Raw genomic sequence first — 13,563 nt, 5'->3', positions numbered from 1 at the left:
GGCGGTACGTACTCCGTGCCGCTGGCAATCGCTTTGCGGACCGAAATGAAATCAAAAGGGCCGAAGCACGGATGCTCTGATCGTCTCGATTACGCAGATGTGACTTGTGTCACACCACGTTGTGTCACTCCTGTGACCGAGCATCGATGAACCATAGAATCTCGCAAAGAGTGTGACCGTAGAAAGACTAGAACGGCTCGTCTTCGTTAGACCCCGGATCGTCACCTGTGGTGCGTTCTCGTTCCGGAGGCTCCGGTGGCGCCAAAACCGAAACTGCGAATTTGTAGCCACGTGTCTCAGCAAGTGGGTCGAACACCCCCTCACTAAGGCGTTCGAACACACCTTCCGCGACCAAACCCACATGCGAGTGCTCCCATGCGTGCTTGACGTGCGGGATGATCCTATCTAGTAGTGCAATGAACGGACCGACAGTGTACGTCTCCCGAAGATCGATGACGATAACCTCTGGATCGGGCTCCTTGGTGAGCCAGCGATAGCAATACGACTCCTGAACAAAATCACTCGTTCGAGACCCGAGCGTTCGCACAGTGGTGATGACCCGTGATCCATCGCTAATGGCGCTTATTTTCTTTCCGACGGCATCAATGGGGCTCAGCGACCCGGATTCTTCGAACATCCGATTATATACTGGTTGGAGCGATTCAAGATATCGTTTGTGATGTGGGTCAGAAACCGATACTCACGACCGTCGCTTCGATAGTGATGGTCCCGAGATTGATTACAACTGTCGAGCCCTGCTGGACGGACTCGCCTTTGAACTGGACACCGTCTGTCGTTTCACGGACTCGGAGCTCTGTCGTGATGGTGACGTCACGCAGGTACGGATGATCGACAACGTTGACGGAGCCGTTTTCGCCCGTCGTAATAATGACAGATGGGTCAGTGGAGACACGACTGACGCGAGCGATTGTTTCGCCACCACTGGTTTCGGCCATGCCGGGTTCGATCGTATCGGCCATGTCCTCACGCATGTCGGTCATCCGCAGGGTTACCGTTCGATTGGCGAGCGCCCCGCGCGGTTCGAGTGCGCCAACACGTTCGATGGTCCCGGAGAGTTCGTAGCTTTGCGTCGAAATGGTGATGTCGTTCCCGCGCTGAACAGCAGCGCTGCCGAACTGCTGACGGCCAGCGTTTTCCAGGGTCGCCAGCGAGAGACCGACGAACACCTGTTTGCGGTCGGGGTTCTGTGTCGCGTACGTGGTGACCGTTCGTACTTCGGCGGCCTCGTACCCGGCGACGGTAGTGACGTCACCGGTAGCGATACGGCCAGCCGTTTCTGCATCGACGGTTGTTTCCAGGAGCACATCGGTAGTCGTTGGCTGGAGGCCGTTATCCACCTTTTCAATGCGACCGTCGAAGGTGTAGTCTTCGGCCGGGAGCGTGACTGTTTGCCCGCGCCGGATCTGTGTGCCGCCGAATCGACGGTCGGACTGCTGTCTGTGTGCGTCGAGTTCTGCTTCGACGAAGACGGTCTGTTCGGTTGAATTATCGGTTGTGTATGCAGCTACGTCTTCGATAGTCGCAACAGTGCGGCCAGCGAGGCGGATCTCATCACCGGGGGTAACGTCCCGGGCTTCGGCGGTGGCCATAGTGTCCCTGAGAACTACGGTCGTGTCCTCTTGGGCGAGACTGTTGTCACCACCTACAGCGCGTAGTTGACCGCTTACTTCGTATCGACTTGTCGCGATAGTCAGTGACCGGCCGAGGCGAGGGGGTGCATTCGCATATGTGAGACTATCCCCGTCAGGTGGTCCCTGCAGTGAGGCCCGAAGGATGACGCGTGTCTGATCGTCCTGCGGTGTCAGGTGAACGTCTGTGACGGTGAGCTTCGAATCGCCATCGGGACTGTACGTATCGCCTTCAGTGATCTCCGTGACGATGTACGATGGTTGTGTCCCGAGATCGAGGGTGACATTGGTTGTATTCGGTTCCGGTGACTCTGGCTCCGGCTGGAGAACGAGCGCAGCGCCTGCCACGACGACCGCAACGACGAGTAGGACGGCCAGCGCATCAACGACATTGACGAGGCCGAAAAGGTTCCCATTCTCGTCGAGGAGGGCCGACGAACGACTATCTGCCATGCTGTAGGCATTTCTTCCGAGTGGTTTGGGTGTTTCGTTGTCCTCTTTGTCGTCTGGGCGCGGCTATTCCTGCGTCCGGACTACACCGGATTGTTGACGCACAAAACGGCGCGACATTGCCTGAGGGTCGGTGATTGCGAAGGTGATTTACACGGTCGCGAAAATACCGACAGCGGGCGGGTACACTACCCCCGTGTTCGCTCTACAATCGCATCACGAGCCTTTTTTCCACACTCTCGGCCGCCGCGGTCGAAATGCAGCGTGTTCGGATTGACCGGGTCGCTCAGGAGGCCGCCACTTTCGACCGGGACATCCACCTGTTCGATCTGGATGTAGCCGATAGTGATGCCTCCGTCTTGACCCCCTCACCCGCCTGAAGGCGGGGTGAATCCCGACCGCACCGCAAGCGTTGGGATATTAGGGTTCGCGCGTCACTCGGCGGGTGCTCGCGGTTGGAATCCGCGAGTCCGGCTGAATTGAATGACGCAAGGCTGGGCCAAACAGCCGTTACCGCTATCCCCCAGTGGAGGAGTCACGGGTAGCGTTTTCTGTCTGATGTTATCGGCTCCATTCACGTCGCCGTGTGCGACAATGCCACAGCGGTCACACTTCCACAGTCCACGTTCAACACGGCTGTCTTCATCTTCGTGTCCACAGACACTACACGACGATGACGTGCCACGTTCGTCGGGCATTTCCACCTCGATGCCACGTTCACGGGCTTTGTAGTCGATGAGGTTCATCAATCGCTTGTACGCCCAGTTGTCGAGGCGTTTGTTGCCGTGTCTGCCCCAGTCGTCTTCATCGACACCACTTGGATCGCCCACAACAATAGTGCCAACGTCGTGGTCAACACACCGCTCAACAATGTCCTTCGACAGGGCGTGAAGGAAGTGGTCTTTACGCCGCGACAGCTTTTCACGCGCCCACTGTGCTTTCTGACTGGGGCCGTGCGGCCCTTCTGTCTGGTACTCTTCTTGCTGGAAGTAGTGCTTGTCTTCGCGCAACGTGTCGCCCGGATACAGCAGGGCGTCGTCAGGGAACGCGACAGCGGCGGGATTACAGATGCCAAGGTCAACGCCTGCCGTCTTCTCACCGGGTGACTCTGCGGTAATTTCCGTCTCACAGACGACGTGCAACTCCCATCGACGCTTCGCACTGTTGTAGACAGCACGAACCTGCTGGATGTTCTCCAAGTTAACTGCTGGTGGTGTCTGGTACTCGCAAAGGATGAAATCACGTCCGTCTTTGTGGTTTTTCCCTTTGCTCAGGCGGATTCTGTCGTGTTTTGTGTCGTGGCGGATGCCTTTTTTCTTCCACGTTACCGTTGAGCGGGGATGTTCTTCGTGGACTCTGTTGCCGTCGCTGTCGTAGTAGTTGGTTTTGCGGTAGCCCGGTGGGTTGTCCCGGTCGTCGTCGGAGCCAAACCACGAACTGAACGCTTCGGAAAGCTCTTCGAGAACTTTCTGGCTGGACTGGCTGTGCAGTCCCCTGTATTTTGGATGGGTTTTCAGCTCGCGTTTGAGTTCCTTTTCGTCGGGTATTTCGCCGGTTTCGTCCCACTGTTGTCGGGCGTAATAGAGTGCAACGTTCCAGAGTTTGCTGGCCGACCAGCCGTGTCTGTCCAGCACACCAGCCACTTGTGAGTGGTTGGTGATGCGACAGACATAGGTGCGGCGTGTTGTCGGCATCCGTTACGTATTGTTATGAGTCGCTAATTTTTAAGTACTTCAGAATATCCAGCAATAGTGTAGCCGGTGGATTGTTTCCCATCGTGTCGGCTTCATCACCCGCCTGTTCGTCGCTTGGTTCCGACAGTCGTCGGAACACTCCCTCCTCACGGGAAGGCGGGTGTATTCGCCTCGAATCTTTATAATCTGATTATCTGACCCGTGATACAGCTGTTTGTGCGGGACTACCGGCGACCCTTGACTCTACGCTATCGGCGGAGCCACCCAACGTTGCTCTACGGACCCTCTCTCAGCTGAAATTATCTTGTATTGACAGGTTGCCAAGCAAGCGATTCCACGAAGTGGCTATCCATATAGCACCTGAATTCGTGGCCACTATCTGTATAGTGGTAATATCCTTGTGTGCGATTCGTCTGGTGTCTACATGCGCAATACCGGCGACCAGGGGTCAGCGACCGAGGTGGACCAGCCAGTCGATGGCGCTGGGTACGGGCCGGCAAGCCCATCGGAGACAGATGGGACACCACGGGAGAAAAGCCTCGGTGTCGATCTGTGTCTGAGTCATCCGGAGCTGATTCTGACGGATGCAATTGAGAGCAGTCCAGATGTAACAGTCCGTCCGGAGCAGATGGTCAACGACGGCACGTCGAATTTTCTGGTGATAGAAGCCGTCGGTGAGGGTCTTGATCAGTTTGAAACAGAACTGGAGAGGGATAGCACGGTATGCGAGCCCGTCGTGTTAGACTGGACGGAGACGAACCGCGTCTATCGGGTTGAGGTGGCCGACAGCGCCGTCCGACTCACGCCCTCGCTCGTCCGCGCCGGTGGCCGGGCGCTCGACATCGAAGGGACGGGTGGACAGTGGCAGGTACAGGCACAGTTTCGGTCGCGAGCAGCACTGTCGCAGTTCCGATCTGAGTGTTCTGAACAGAATATCACGTTTAGACTGGATCGGCTGTACTGGACCTCTGGAGAGGCAAACGCCGGCGCATGCGGGCTGACCGCAGACCAGCAAGTCGCACTCGAGACGGCCCACAGCGAGGGGTACTTCGACGTGCCTCGCGGGATTTCGCAGGCCGAACTGGCGGACGAACTCGACATTTCACCATCGGCGATGTCACAGCGGATTCGGCGCGGGATGGATCAGGTCGTTGGGTCGGAGCTCGGACTATCAAACGAGTAGGTAGTCGGGCCGCGGGAAATATATCATTGAATTATCAAGTGTGTCTAGATGTGACAAGGAGACTATGTGCCAAAAAGGATATTGTCCCGCTGTGACACCCGTACTGTATGAGACACCGGATCGTGAGCGGGATATGCCCTTTCTTCCTCCTCCTGACAGTCGCGTCTGTCTCCGTAGGTGTCGCTGCTGCAGCGGACGCCGGGCAGTATGCTGAATACACAGCGACGGGCAACGAAACAGCACCAGCGATACAGTCGGCCGAGCCCACACAGGCTGTTGCGGATGGGCCGAACAGAACCTCGCTCGTCTGGGAACGGATAGACGGCGAGCGGGTCAGCGGATATCGGATCGCAGTGACCGTTAGCTCGCCGCAGGAAAACCTCTCAGTCTGTGCGCGTGCGAACGGGACGCTGAGTTGTACATCGGTCGGCCCGAACGGAACCGCAGCCCTCACAACCCCCGGAACCGCGGGGCTCGATGATCTCTCTATCTCGCTCTCCAACACGAGCTCTAACACCACGCTAGATCGGCAGTCGGTGTCTCTACAGCCGATTCAGCGTGCCGGTGATATTGACAACGACGGGCTCAACAACAGCAACGAGATCTCTCAGGGGACAAATATCACTGATGCTGACACTGACGGCGACGGGCTGACGGACGGTGCGGAGGTCCACCAGCACGGGACGGACCCAGCGGCCGCAGACACTGACGAAGACGGTGTCGCCGACAGGACTGAGCTTCAACAGGGCACTGACCCGCGACAGAGGGACACGGACGGCGACGGGCTATCGGATGAACGCGAACTGGCACTCGGGACGAACCCGACCGTCGCTGATACTGACGGCGATGGGCTGTCCGACCAGCGAGAGGCGTCCGGCACGACCGAACCGACTGACGCAGACACGGACGACGACGGCGTCGTCGACGGTCGTGAGCTGGCGGTCGGCACGAACCCGGTACAGGCCGACACTGACGACGATGAGGTCGCTGATGGCAGGGAGCTGGCCCTGGGCACGGACCCGACGGTCGCAGACACTGACGGTGATGGGATAGCAGATGGGACTGAACTCGAAGCGGGGACCGCACCCACCGAGAGTGATACAGATAGTGACGGTCTCAACGACGGAAAGGAACTGGCGGCTGGAACGTCCCCGACCACTGCAGATACAGACGGCGATGGTCTCAACGATGGACAAGAGGTTTCGGACCTTGGAACGGACCCACTCGCGTCCGATTCGGACGGTGACTTCCTGACCGACCCGCAGGAAGTCGCCTGGGGGACGAACCCGAACAGCGTGCTGACGCCAGTCTGGGTAACGAGTTCACTTCTGGGATTCCTGATCGGGATCGGGCTGACAGTCGCAGCAATCAGGCACGGCTGGGTCACGGGGCTCTCCACGGCGGCCAGACTGTTCATCTATCGCTCCCTCGAGCTGGACCGGGAGATACTCGAGGTTAACCGTGAAATCGAAGCCACGGACAGGGTGGTCGAAGCTGACAGTGCAGACATCGACGTGGACACTGCGGCTGAGGCCTTCGAGCAAGCCGACAGGGAACTCGCCCCTGACGCGCACCTCGTGAAGCTGATGCTGCGAGTTGAGAATGGCCGCATGCACCAGACCGATATCGTCGAGGCGACAGACTGGTCGAAAGCGAAGGTTAGCCGTCTCCTTTCGCGGATGGTCGACGAAGACGAGGTCGTAAAGATACGTCTCGGCAGGGAGAACCTCATCTGTCTGGAGCGGGCAAAGCCCGCAGCCGCGAACTCGCCACACGCGGGCGATATCAAGCCACCGACGCCCGGCGGATAAACTGGCTCACGGCTCGGATAGCCGGGTCGATAGTGGCATCACTGTTCGCTACCGGCGTTTTTCGGGTGTGTCTCCACCAAGTGAAACTATTCGCCACTGTCACGACAGTCGTAACTGAAGCCACACCGATAGCCGACAAGCACATAGAAACGATAACTTTCGCCCTCTGACTCTTCTATGGCCGACAAACGGCAGAATTAGCCCGAGAAACAACGCCTACCGCAACTGCATATATGTATATTTGTAGACATTATTTACCGTCGTAGTGATGAAACAATTTAGTATGCTGTGTGAAACAGCCGTAGAACAGAGTTCTTGACCCGAAACCCCCAGCAAATAGGTGTAGGCACTTCAGATCGCTGCTTTATCGCACGTTGGCCCCGGGTAAGTCGGCCATTATCGACCCGTTAAATCGGTGAAACAGTCGCAATCGGCGGAACAGTCGACCCGGTATATGTCGGTTGCTGGAAAAGGAACGAGCGAACATGTCCATAGCTGAAACGACTTCCGACCCCACGACAACTGAGGCCGAGGAGTCCGCGCCAGAGGAGTCGTCGTCTTCGGAGTCCACATCGAGCGACGAACTCACCCGCGACGACCTCTTCCACGTCCTCCAGTGTCGTCGCCGCCGTCTGGTCCTCAAATACCTCCACGAGTACCCCCGCGATGAGCCGGCCGATATGAGCGACATCGCAGAACACATCGCAGCGCTGGAACACGATACGACGGTCGATGCGCTCCGCTCGAAACAGCGCCAGCGCGTCTACATTGCCCTCTACCAGTCCCACCTCCCGAAGATGGACGATGCAGGCGTCATCAACTACAATCAGGACCGCGGACTCGTCGAAGCGACCGCACTCGCGGACTCCTTCGACGGGTATCTCGACGAGGAACCATCGCTCCTGTCGACGCCGGACGCGGAGTCGACGCCGTCGACTGAGTCCGTCACCAAGCATGATCGAACAGATGCTCACACGTCGGCCGGTGAGCGGTGGTCAGGTCGGTATCTCGGGACCGCGTGTGCCACGCTGATTGCGGTCGGTGGACTTGCACTCAGCGAGACCACAGTGTCAGGCGTCGCAATCGCGCTCGTCGTGAGCATGGTGTTTGTAGCACTGGCGGTGAGCCATCGACTCTCGCTGTCGGCACCGCAGTCGCTTTCCGACCGTCTACGGGCTGCCTTCGATACGGAGAGGTAAGCTACGTACTGGATAGATGTTTGGACACAGCGGCACATCCGGCGGGTGATAAACACATGCGACCGACGATCAGACTCGGCGCCGTCTTTGATGCTGGAAAGACGACTGAGCCCCCAGACCAGAACGGCCTCGGTGACGCAACAGTATTCGATATTCTCGGTAACGAGCGCCGCCGCGCATGCTTGCACTGTCTTGCCGAATGCGAGACAGCGCTCCCCGTCAGCGAACTTGGTAAACAGGTGGCGCGCGCCGTCGCCGATGCGGAGACCGATAGTGATGCGCTCTACGACAGCGTGTACGTTTCACTCTGTCAGACACACCTTCCCAGGCTCAACGCTGCTGGGCTGGTCGAGTACGAGCAAGACCGAAAGCGGGTCGGTCGGGGGCCCAGATTCGACGCTATCAGAGACCAGTTCGAAGCGGCCCGCACAACCGAGCAGCAGTCGGTCGATACCTTTCGAGTTGAGACCGTTGTGCGTATCCTGACGGTGGCGACAGGCGCGGCCGCGGTCGTAAGTCCACCGGCGGCCAGAACGGTACTGCTTCTGGGACTCGTTGCGGTTCACTGTCTCGTCCTCATACGTACATCCACGTCTACGTCCACCACTAGTCACTACGACTGTCTGTGTGGCTGGAAGTGACAGTCACACTGATAACCGATGGGATAGTAGTCACCTGTTACTATAATGAACAGTACGTCAGGCGGCCGCTGCGTGTTAGACAGGGCCGCAGACGAAAGACCTGTGTAGCTATGATGGCGAAGTGTTTGGCGGCGGTTCCCCGAACTGACCGGCAGAAGTACGCGTCTACCGGGGAGATAGCGGGCGTAAAGAAGCATATAATCAAACGGTGGGGCGACAGAGGAAATGTGTATGACCGACTACGCCAGTATGCGAAAGGCGATCGAAGAGACGAAAGAGTCGTTCGATTCGGTCGAACGGTTCCAACGTCGGTCAGCCCTCTTTCCCTGGCTGGACGTACCGCTTCGGGATGAGTCGTGAGCGGGTCGCAGGCTACATCTTGACCGACGATCGGCACTTGTGCACGGCCGGGTCTGGGAGCTTGTCCACCCCGGGAGAGCGGGCTCGCCGCTCGGATGAAAATACACTTCACCTGTCGGTGGAAAGCTGGTGCATATGTATCAGGCGGAGGCGCGGCCGTGTATATCGTAATTGTTGGCGCGGGCGAGGTCGGTTCGAACATCGCCGAGAGCCTCGCCGAAAGCCACGAAGTCGCCGTTGTGGATATCGACCCTGACCGTGTGGAGGCCCTGATGTACGAGGCTGACGTGCTCGGCGTTGAAGGAGATGGGGCGGAACTCGACACGCTCGCAGAGGCCGGTATCGAGAAAGCCGACGTACTCATCGCCAGCACCGACGATGACGAGACGAACATCGTCACCTGTGGGACGGCAATAACGGCCGCTGACCCGTTCACCATTTCGCGCGTCAAGAGTGCGAAGTTCCTCCGGACCTGGGAGAAATCTGGGGGCGCCTTCGGTGTGGACCACATGGTTGCGACAAACCTGCTCACCGCGGAGAATATCGCCCGAGTAATCGGCCTTCCCGGCTCGCGCGACGTGGAAACATTCGTTGACGGACAGATCCAGATGGGTGAGTTCGAGGTGCGTGAATCCAGTCCAATCGCGGACCAGACCGTCGCGGAGGCCGATCGCTACGAGTCGCTAACCTTCGCTGCCGTGTTGCGCGGTGACGAGGTCATTATCCCACGCGGAGAGACCGTTCTCAGGGAGGGAGACGACATCATCGTTATCGGCAGTTGCGAAAGCGTTCGTCTGTTTGCGACTGAAATCACACCGGAGTCAAAGACGACCCAGAACGTCCTCATCGTCGGCGGGAGCGATGTCGGCTATCACACTTCCCGGTTGCTTCAGGATCGTGGTATCAAACCGCGGCTCATCGAGCAAGATCATGACAGAGCGCGTGAACTCGCGGAGGACCTGCAGGGAACAACCGTACTTGAAAGTGACGCAACGGACAGGGAGTTCCTCGAACGAGAACACGTTTCAGACGCCGACGCCGTGGTTGCGACGCTCGACAGCGACGAGAAGAACCTTCTGGTGACGCTGCTGGCCAAGCGGCTCGGTGCGGAGCGAACCGTCGCTGTCGTCAACTCCGGCGAGTACGTCGACCTGTTCGAGGCCGTTGGCGTCGATGTGGCCGTCAATCCCCGTGAGACAACTGCCGAAGAGATTACGCGGTTCACCCGAGAGTACGACGCGACGAAGGTCGCTATCATCGAATCCGACCGCGCCGAGGTGCTGGAAATCGAGATAGCCGCCGACAGCGTCCTCGCTGGACGGCCGATTCAGGAATCAGTACAGGAACTGCCGACCGGCGTGGTCATCGGGGCTATCAGCCGCGGCGGCGAACTGGTCATCCCCCGTGGTGACACCATTATCGAACCCGGGGATCATGTCGTGGTGTTCGTCGACGCCGACTGCCTGGAAGCGGTCAACGACAAACTGTAGCCGCGCCGAGGCGGTCGCTCCCAAGGGACTAAGCCTGCCTCCCGCCTCAGCTAGTGCATGGCTTCCGTTGCGGACCGTATCGTGCTCTCGTTTGCCCCCAGCACCGCCGGTGGAGACCCGTGGTCAGGCGTCGACACCGAGTGGATAGTCGACGAACTCCGCGGGGACACCTATCAACAGTACCTCCGTCGCGCCCACGGCGGCCCGGTGGTTGTCGGCGAGGAGTGGGACGAGTTCGTGAGCTGTGGCTGTGCAACGCCACAGGACGTGGTGGTGCGCGTCGAACGCATCGAGGGCGGGACAGCACTCGGCGACGCGACGACGCTGGACGTTCGTCCCCGTGACGACGCCGAGACGGTGCCACAGTAGCCGGTTCTCGCTGTCGAGCGTCCCCGTCCCCGGATAGCACGCCCGCTGCTACCGTCGCGCCGGTCGGTATCGGGAGATATTGGGAGAAGGGAAAGGCTGATGCATACCACTAGCACATTCCGGACTATGCCACGCGATTCCTATCAGGAGGGACTGAACTCGCTCCGCGAGGATGTCCTCTATATGTCAGAAATCGTCCTCGAGCGGCTCAGGCTAGGTCTGGATGCGCTCGAACAGAAAGACGAGGAGATGGCCCGGGAAGTCATCGAGGGCGACCACGAGATCAATCAGCTGTATCTCGACCTTGAACAGGACTGTATCGACCTGCTGGCGCTGCAACAGCCGGTCGCGTCCGATCTCCGCTTTATCGCCGCATCGTTCAAGATCATCACCGATCTCGAACGGATCGGTGACCTCGCCACGAACCTCGGCGAGTATTCGCTCACTGCTGAACGCGATGTGTACCCCGAAGTTGATATTCAGGACGTCTCTGATGTGACGATCGAGATGGTTGAGAGCGCCATGGAGGCCTACAGCAATGAGGACGCCGACCAGTGCTATACCATCGCCGACGTTGACGACGAGGTGGACGAACGGTGTGAGGCCGCCTCCGAGACGGTCGTGCGCGACCTCATTGAGCGCGAAATCGACGCCGACTCCAGCGAAGCCGAGATCGAGCAACTGATGGCTGACGTGTCCCGTCTTCTGCTGACGATTCGTGACATCGAGCGGGTCGGGGACCACGCCGTCAACATCGCCGCGCGGACGCTGTACATGGCCGAGAACGACGACGACCTCATTTACTAGTACCTTTTTACTGCAGGGGGTTTCCTCGCGCCTGCGGCGCTGCGGGAACCCCCTTTGCAAAAATCTACGCTAAAAACGACCTCCGAGTCGCGGCCACGGCCGCGCTCGGAGCGAGACCGCGCTCGCTCCGCTCGCCCGGTATGCGTGAATCACAACAGCTACAAAACCGCGACAGCCACACGCCTCCCCAGCCGACTGCGTTGCTCGGCTCGCTCCGCTCGCCTGCGCGACTCGTCCCTCGCACTTGCGACGCGGCCGTCGCCGCGACGGCGCGCGCCCGAGACCAGTGTCGAAATTCGAGCGGTCTACTGCGGCGTTTCGGGCGTGTCATCGCCTACAAGTCCCGAGTCGGTGATGCGGAACTGAGCCGTGTCGCCGGCCGATTTGGCGCGGTGTTTCTCCAGCGTCGCGCGGCGGTTGCCGCCACGGAACCGGTCCAGACGGACGATTGCGCCGGACCAGTGGTTCAGAGTGTGGCCGCCAAGCGCCGTCGAGCGGTCGCTGTCCGGGTCGGTGAACACCTGATTCGTGTACAGGACGGCGATGTCATGTTTGCGGGCCAGCGAGAGCAGGTGCGTGATCTGGCGGGCCACGTCCCGCAGCGTCTCGCCGCCGTCCTCGTCGTCCCGGCGGAGCCGATAGAACCCGGTCGCGCTGTCCAGTACGATGAGTTCGACCTCGGCGGCGAACTCGGCGGCGTCCTGGACGGCTTCGGTCTGTTCGTCGTAGTCCAGCGCCTCCGTGATGATGAGTCGGCCGGCGAGGTCGTCCACAGTCTGGGCCGTCCCACGTGCGCGACCTCTTGCGACCTGCTCCATCCGGTCAGCCGAAAGCCCTTCGGTGTCGATGTACAGCGCCGCGTCGCCGGCAGCGGCGACTTCCATCACCGCCGACAGGGCGAAGTTGGTCTTGCCGGCCGCTGGCGGGCCGTACACCTGCGTGACCGCACCGCGCTCCAGCCCACCACCCAGAAGGTCGTCAATCGCGTCACACCCAGTCGAGACGTACTCACTCACGGGCAATGGTTGGGCAGGTTCGGGTAAAAACACTGGTACCTGACGGCACCGCTGTCAGTCGTCCGAAAGCCGCTCGGCCAGCGTCCATTCGGCGAGGGACACGTCGTCGATTTCGGCTGTTGCAAACCGCAGGTCTGCCCCCCATTTTCGGGTGATAACGAGCGATTCGGCGTCGAGGTCGTAGGATTCCAGTTCTTCCCAGGCATAGAACCGTCTGGCGACCGGCAATCTGATTTCGAGGCCGTTCTCGGTCGCAACGGCGGTTCGGGTTCCGCCCGTCGAGAGGAGGACGAACCCGGACGGGAACAGCACCTGACTGGTGTACTGGAGCAAGGCGATATCGAACACTGCGCCGATGGCGAAGCCGACAGTCGCGACGCCAGCGACGGCCCCGCCGACATACAGCCGCCGCCGCTGTGCGGACTCGGGCCAGCTCGCCCGCCAGCGAGTCAACTCCTCCGCCCCTGCGGTGACTGCCGCGGTGTACCGCGTCTGTGACATAACTGCGACAGCCACTCCGAACAAAAAGGCTAGCAGGCCGAAGAAAAACGCCAGCACGCCACTGACACCACTCATCCCCAGCGACGCAAAGCCGACGGCGGCGTACACGGCCGCTATCGCCACCGGAGACCAGCGCGCGCGAGTCGCGCCGAGTGTGACGGCCACTGTTGGTCGACCGGAGAGCACCCACCCCGTTACAGTGGTCACGACAGCGAACGTCCCGACCAGCGCGAGGTATAGCGCCCAGGCTTCGGTGACGCCGACCTGCTCCAGAACCGGTAGCACCGGCGGTGCCAGAAGCAAGCCCAGATAGGCACCGCTGATACCACCGAACAGCGGGTCGGACGCCGTACTCGCTCCACCAGCGCTGGCCGCCGGACACATCACTAACAG

General features: G+C 59.8%; 14 protein-coding genes. 9 read left to right on the top strand and 5 right to left on the bottom strand.

Translation table 11 applies throughout. The features are described 5' to 3' along the window. Nucleotides 1-187 precede the first annotated feature (187 nt). Both G9463_RS03830 and G9463_RS03825 read right to left on the bottom strand, forming a co-directional pair. Nucleotides 188-637: a hypothetical protein gene (locus tag G9463_RS03830; RefSeq protein ID WP_165895999.1), complete on the bottom strand. Its 450-nt coding sequence runs from the start codon at nt 635-637 to the stop codon at nt 188-190. Nucleotides 638-686: 49 nt separating this feature from the next. Beyond that, nucleotides 687-2,102 carry a DUF4330 family protein gene (locus G9463_RS03825; RefSeq protein ID WP_165895998.1) on the bottom strand — a complete coding sequence of 472 codons (1,416 nt, stop codon included), beginning with the start codon at nt 2,100-2,102 and terminating at the stop codon, nt 687-689. A gap of 254 nt (nt 2,103-2,356) precedes the next feature. Between G9463_RS03825 and G9463_RS24265 the strand changes: the two genes are divergently transcribed. Further along, entirely contained in the window at nt 2,357-2,479 is a 123-nt protein-coding gene (locus G9463_RS24265) for a hypothetical protein (protein ID WP_255458657.1), read from the top strand. A 54-nt stretch (nt 2,480-2,533) separates the two neighbouring features. Here the strand turns inward: G9463_RS24265 and G9463_RS03820 are convergent, their stop codons facing one another. Continuing rightward, nucleotides 2,534-3,793, bottom strand: coding sequence for an RNA-guided endonuclease TnpB family protein (locus G9463_RS03820; protein WP_193569524.1), 1,260 nt, complete (start codon nt 3,791-3,793; stop codon nt 2,534-2,536). 424 nt (nt 3,794-4,217) lie between these two features. On the opposite strand from G9463_RS03820, the gene G9463_RS03815 reads away from it, so the two are divergent. The 8 genes from G9463_RS03815 to phoU all read left to right on the top strand — a co-directional run bounded on the left by G9463_RS03815 (nt 4,218) and on the right by phoU (nt 11,653). Further along, nucleotides 4,218-4,976: a helix-turn-helix domain-containing protein gene (locus G9463_RS03815; protein ID WP_165895997.1), complete on the top strand. Its 759-nt coding sequence runs from the start codon at nt 4,218-4,220 to the stop codon at nt 4,974-4,976. A 107-nt stretch (nt 4,977-5,083) separates the two neighbouring features. Beyond that, nucleotides 5,084-6,787 (top strand): hypothetical protein, encoded by a 1,704-nt coding sequence (locus G9463_RS03810; RefSeq protein ID WP_165895996.1) that lies wholly within the window; start codon nt 5,084-5,086, stop codon nt 6,785-6,787. A 485-nt stretch (nt 6,788-7,272) separates the two neighbouring features. Next, nucleotides 7,273-7,986 carry a hypothetical protein gene (locus G9463_RS03805; protein WP_165895995.1) on the top strand — a complete coding sequence of 238 codons (714 nt, stop codon included), beginning with the start codon at nt 7,273-7,275 and terminating at the stop codon, nt 7,984-7,986. A 56-nt stretch (nt 7,987-8,042) separates the two neighbouring features. After that, a complete protein-coding gene (locus tag G9463_RS03800; RefSeq protein WP_165895994.1) occupies nt 8,043-8,627 on the top strand; it encodes a hypothetical protein in 585 nt (194 codons plus the stop codon). A 231-nt stretch (nt 8,628-8,858) separates the two neighbouring features. Then, on the top strand, nt 8,859-8,987 hold the full coding sequence (locus G9463_RS24260; RefSeq protein WP_255458656.1) for a hypothetical protein: 129 nt from the start codon (nt 8,859-8,861) through the stop codon (nt 8,985-8,987). Nucleotides 8,988-9,145: 158 nt separating this feature from the next. Beyond that, the gene (gene trkA / locus G9463_RS03795) at nt 9,146-10,477 is read left to right on the top strand and encodes a Trk system potassium transporter TrkA (protein ID WP_165895993.1); all 1,332 of its coding nucleotides are present in this window, start codon (nt 9,146-9,148) and stop codon (nt 10,475-10,477) included. A 57-nt stretch (nt 10,478-10,534) separates the two neighbouring features. Then, nucleotides 10,535-10,846 (top strand): hypothetical protein, encoded by a 312-nt coding sequence (locus G9463_RS03790; RefSeq protein ID WP_165895992.1) that lies wholly within the window; start codon nt 10,535-10,537, stop codon nt 10,844-10,846. Between the two features lie 126 nt (nt 10,847-10,972). Then, entirely contained in the window at nt 10,973-11,653 is a 681-nt protein-coding gene (gene phoU, locus G9463_RS03785) for a phosphate signaling complex protein PhoU (protein ID WP_165895991.1), read from the top strand. A 305-nt stretch (nt 11,654-11,958) separates the two neighbouring features. Here phoU and radB read toward each other — a convergent pair whose 3' ends face one another. Together radB and G9463_RS03775 are read right to left on the bottom strand one after the other, a co-directional pair. Next, entirely contained in the window at nt 11,959-12,669 is a 711-nt protein-coding gene (gene radB / locus G9463_RS03780) for a DNA repair and recombination protein RadB (RefSeq protein WP_165895990.1), read from the bottom strand. 54 nt (nt 12,670-12,723) lie between these two features. Next, the gene (locus G9463_RS03775) at nt 12,724-13,554 is read right to left on the bottom strand and encodes a hypothetical protein (RefSeq protein WP_165895989.1); all 831 of its coding nucleotides are present in this window, start codon (nt 13,552-13,554) and stop codon (nt 12,724-12,726) included. Nucleotides 13,555-13,563: the final 9 nt, after the last annotated feature.

It is taken from the genome of Haloarcula sp. JP-Z28, from assembly GCF_011440255.1.
Taxonomy (GTDB): Archaea; Halobacteriota; Halobacteria; order Halobacteriales; family Haloarculaceae; genus Haloarcula; species Haloarcula marismortui.
Note: the sequence above shows the minus strand (reverse complement) of the source record. Positions and strands in the feature narration are given on the sequence as shown.